Below are 5,173 nucleotides of genomic sequence, written 5' to 3'. Positions count from 1 at the left end.
TTCCCGATCGTCTGTCGGGAACCACAAAGTGGACGCGAGCCCCACACCGAAGTGTGGGAAATAGTTGTGTTGTCAAGTCTTCGGCTTATTAGTACCGGTCAGCTCCACGGGTCGTTAGTCCCCGCTTCCACATCCGGCCTATCAACCCAGTAGTCTGCTGGGAGCCTCTCACACTCAAGGTGCATGGAAATCTCATCTCGAAGACGGCTTCCCGCTTAGATGCTTTCAGCGGTTATCCGGTCCGAACGTAGCTAATCAGCGGTGCCCTTGGCAGAACAACTGACACACCAGAGGTTCGTCCATCCCGGTCCTCTCGTACTAGGGATAGATCTTCTCAAATTTCCAACGCGCGCAGCGGATAGGGACCGAACTGTCTCACGACGTTCTAAACCCAGCTCGCGTACCGCTTTAATGGGCGAACAGCCCAACCCTTGGGACCTACTCCAGCCCCAGGATGCGACGAGCCGACATCGAGGTGCCAAACCATGCCGTCGATATGGACTCTTGGGCAAGATCAGCCTGTTATCCCCGAGGTACCTTTTATCCGTTGAGCGACAGCGCTTCCACAAGCCACTGCCGGATCACTAGTCCCGACTTTCGTCCCTGCTCGACCTGTCAGTCTCACAGTCAAGCTCCCTTGTGCACTTACACTCGCCACCTGATTGCCAACCAGGTTGAGGGAACCTTTGGGCGCCTCCGTTACTCTTTGGGAGGCAACCGCCCCAGTTAAACTACCCACCAGGCACTGTCCATGAACCCGATCAGGGTCCTACGTTAGACATCCAGAGTGACCAGAGTGGTATTTCAACAATGACTCCACGAACACTAGCGTGCCCGCTTCACAGTCTCCCACCTATCCTACACAAGCCACACCGAACACCAATACCAAGCTGTAGTAAAGGTCACGGGGTCTTTCCGTCCTGCTGCGCGTAACGAGCATCTTTACTCGTAGTGCAATTTCGCCGAGTTCGCGGTTGAGACAGCTGGGAAGTCGTTACGCCATTCGTGCAGGTCGGAACTTACCCGACAAGGAATTTCGCTACCTTAGGATGGTTATAGTTACCACCGCCGTTTACTGGGGCTTAAATTCAGAGCTTCGCCCAAAGGCTAACCCTTCCTCTTAACCTTCCAGCACCGGGCAGGCGTCAGTCCGTATACATCGTCTTGCGACTTCGCACGGACCTGTGTTTTTAGTAAACAGTCGCTTCCCACTGGTCTCTGCGGCCTTCAACGCTCAGCGGAGCAAGTCCGCATCACGTGTCCGGCCCCCCTTCTCCCGAAGTTACGGGGGCATTTTGCCGAGTTCCTTAACCACGATTCTCTCGATCTCCTTGGTATTCTCTACCTGACCACCTGAGTCGGTTTCGGGTACGGGCGGCTGCAACCTCGCGTCGATGCTTTTCTCGGCAGCATAGGATCACTGATTTCCCCTTACGGGTACGCGTCGGATCTCAGGCATACAGACGACGGATTTGCCTATCGTCAGCCCTACATCCTTACACCAGGATCACCTTACGGATACCATCGCCTGGCTCAGCTACCTTCCTGCGTCACACCTGTTCATACGCTAACCGCACCAGCATGGGGTCGAGCGTTAGACCGCACGCCATCACCCCGAAGGGATCCGGTCAAATGCGGGTTAGGACTCTTAGCACCACTGGATTAGCTTGGGCGGTTGTTCGCCGGTACGGGAATATCAACCCGTTGTCCATCGACTACGCCTGTCGGCCTCGCCTTAGGTCCCGACTTACCCAGGGCGGATTAACCTGGCCCTGGAACCCTTGGTCTTTCGGAGGACGGGTTTCTCACCCGTCTTTCGCTACTCATGCCTGCATTCTCACTCGTGTAGCGTCCACGGCTGGATCACTCCGCCGCTTCACTCGCCACACGACGCTCTCCTACCACTCCGCACGACTGAACCACGAAGGCTTATCGAGTGTGCGAAATCTACAACTTCGGCGGTGTGCTTGAGCCCCGTTACATTGTCGGCGCGGAATCACTTGACCAGTGAGCTATTACGCACTCTTTCAAGGGTGGCTGCTTCTAAGCCAACCTCCTGGTTGTCTATGCAACTCCACATCCTTTCCCACTTAGCACACGCTTAGGGGCCTTAGTTGGTAGTCTGGGTTGTTTCCCTCTCGACGATGAAGCTTATCCCCCACCGTCTCACTGCTGCGCTCTCACTCACCGGCATTCGGAGTTTGGCTGACGTCAGTAACCTGTTGAGGCCCATCGGCCATCCAGTAGCTCTACCTCCGGCGAGAAACACGCAACGCTGCACCTAAATGCATTTCGGAGAGAACCAGCTATCACGAAGTTTGATTGGCCTTTCACCCCTATCCACAGCTCATCCCCTCCATTTTCAACTGAAGTGGGTTCGGTCCTCCACGACGTCTTACCGTCGCTTCAACCTGGCCATGGATAGATCACTTCGCTTCGGGTCTAGGACATGCGACTGAATCGCCCTATTCAGACTCGCTTTCGCTACGGCTGCCCCACACGGGTTAACCTCGCCACATATCACTAACTCGCAGGCTCATTCTTCAAAAGGCACGCCGTCACCCCTACAAGGAGGCTCCGACGGTTTGTAAGCAAACGGTTTCAGGTACTATTTCACTCCCCTCCCGGGGTACTTTTCACCTTTCCCTCACGGTACTTGTCCGCTATCGGTCATCTGGGAGTATTTAGGCTTATCAGGTGGTCCTGACAGATTCACACGGGATTTCTCGGGCCCCGTGCTACTTGGGATACACATCCGGCCATAACACCATTTCGTCTACGGGGCTGGCACCCACTACGGCCCGGCTTTCAAACCGGTTCGACTATGATGCGCTGTAACCGCCCCAGTCCGGCAGAACTGAGCGACGTGTCCCACAACCCCGACCATGCAACGCCCGCCGGCTATCACACATGATCGGTTTAGCCTCATCCGCTTTCGCTCGCCACTACTCACGGAATCACATGTTGTTTTCTCTTCCTGTGGGTACTGAGATGTTTCACTTCCCCACGTTCCCTCTACCCGCCCTATATATTCAGGCGGGAGTCACCAGGTCACAAAAGCGCCCAGCGGGGTTTCCCCATTCGGAAATCCTCGGCTCACAGCTCGATTATCAGCTCCCCGAGGCTTATCGCAGATTTCTACGTCCTTCTTCGGCTCCAGATGCCAAGGCATCCACCGTTTGCTCTTAGAAACTTGACCACAAAGATTAAAATTGCGATCGACTCGAACAATCACCAAACCCAAAGGGCCTGATCATCGTCACGAGCGATCTAAGATGCTCGCGTCCACTGTGTAGTTCTCAACATACGATCGGCACCACACTCCCCCAGGAACCATGCTCCCAGCTTCATGCGGCCCACCGAAGAACCCAACCAGAACCCAAAGGCCCCAGTCACGGCTCAACCCCCGACCACACTCGGCCGGGAAGCCTGGTCCCTCAGGACCCAACAACGTGCACCAGCCGACCCGCTCACCCCCAACCCGTTCCAACCCGAACCACGAAGGCCCCGGCGTACTGAGGTCAGAAGCTGCGCTCCCGACTGCACTGTCAATGTTCCACCCATGAGCTACCGGCGAGAACGTTCGTCTCGATCCGGCGCCTGGACCCACCGTCCCCCGAAGGACACGACGAGCCAGATGCTCCTTAGAAAGGAGGTGATCCAGCCGCACCTTCCGGTACGGCTACCTTGTTACGACTTAGTCCTAATCACCGATCCCACCTTCGACGGCTCCTTCCACAAGGGTTAGGCCACCGGCTTCGGGTGTTACCGACTTTCATGACTTGACGGGCGGTGTGTACAAGGCCCGGGAACGTATTCACCGCAGCGTTGCTGATCTGCGATTACTAGCGACTCCGACTTCATGAGGTCGAGTTGCAGACCTCAATCCGAACTGAGACCGGCTTTTTGGGATTCGCTCCACCTTACGGTATCGCAGCCCTTTGTACCGGCCATTGTAGCATGCGTGAAGCCCAAGACATAAGGGGCATGATGATTTGACGTCATCCCCACCTTCCTCCGAGTTGACCCCGGCAGTCTCCTATGAGTCCCCGCCATAACGCGCTGGCAACATAGAACGAGGGTTGCGCTCGTTGCGGGACTTAACCCAACATCTCACGACACGAGCTGACGACAACCATGCACCACCTGTACACCGACCACAAGGGGGCGACCATCTCTGGCCGTTTCCGGTGTATGTCAAGCCTTGGTAAGGTTCTTCGCGTTGCATCGAATTAATCCGCATGCTCCGCCGCTTGTGCGGGCCCCCGTCAATTCCTTTGAGTTTTAGCCTTGCGGCCGTACTCCCCAGGCGGGGCGCTTAATGCGTTAGCTACGACACAGAAACCGTGGAAAGGTCCCTACATCTAGCGCCCAACGTTTACGGCGTGGACTACCAGGGTATCTAATCCTGTTCGCTCCCCACGCTTTCGCTCCTCAGCGTCAGTTACGGCCCAGAGATCTGCCTTCGCCATCGGTGTTCCTCCTGATATCTGCGCATTCCACCGCTACACCAGGAATTCCAATCTCCCCTACCGCACTCTAGTCTGCCCGTACCCACTGCAAGCCCGAGGTTGAGCCTCGGGATTTCACAGCAGACGCGACAAACCGCCTACGAGCTCTTTACGCCCAATAATTCCGGACAACGCTTGCACCCTACGTATTACCGCGGCTGCTGGCACGTAGTTAGCCGGTGCTTTTTCTGCAGGTACCGTCACTTTCGCTTCTTCCCTACTAAAAGAGGTTTACAACCCGAAGGCCGTCATCCCTCACGCGGCGTTGCTGCATCAGGCTTTCGCCCATTGTGCAATATTCCCCACTGCTGCCTCCCGTAGGAGTCTGGGCCGTGTCTCAGTCCCAGTGTGGCCGGTCACCCTCTCAGGCCGGCTACCCGTCGTCGCCTTGGTGAGCCATTACCTCACCAACAAGCTGATAGGCCGCGAGTCCATCCCCAACCAAAAAATCTTTCCACCACCAGACCATGCGGCCAGTGATCATATCCAGTATTAGACGTCGTTTCCAACGCTTATCCCAGAGTCAGGGGCAGGTTACTCACGTGTTACTCACCCGTTCGCCACTAATCCACCCAGCAAGCTGGGCATCATCGTTCGACTTGCATGTGTTAAGCACGCCGCCAGCGTTCGTCCTGAGCCAGGATCAAACTCTCCGTAAAAAA

The 5,173-nt window shown here is 56.0% G+C and carries 2 rRNA genes; both read right to left on the bottom strand.

Annotated elements, in window-relative coordinates:
- Positions 1–68: 68 nt before the first annotated feature.
- Positions 69–3,199: ribosomal RNA gene (locus BIV01_RS11775) — 23S ribosomal RNA — on the bottom strand.
- Between the two features lie 449 nt (positions 3,200–3,648).
- Positions 3,649–5,170 (bottom strand): 16S ribosomal RNA (locus tag BIV01_RS11770).
- The 16S and 23S rRNA genes sit together here, the layout of an rRNA operon.
- Between the last annotated feature and the right edge of the window lie 3 nt (positions 5,171–5,173).

It is taken from the genome of Curtobacterium sp. MCBA15_013, assembly GCF_001865095.1.
In the GTDB taxonomy this organism is placed as follows: domain Bacteria; phylum Actinomycetota; class Actinomycetes; order Actinomycetales; family Microbacteriaceae; genus Curtobacterium.
Note: the sequence above shows the minus strand (reverse complement) of the source record. Positions and strands in the feature narration are given on the sequence as shown.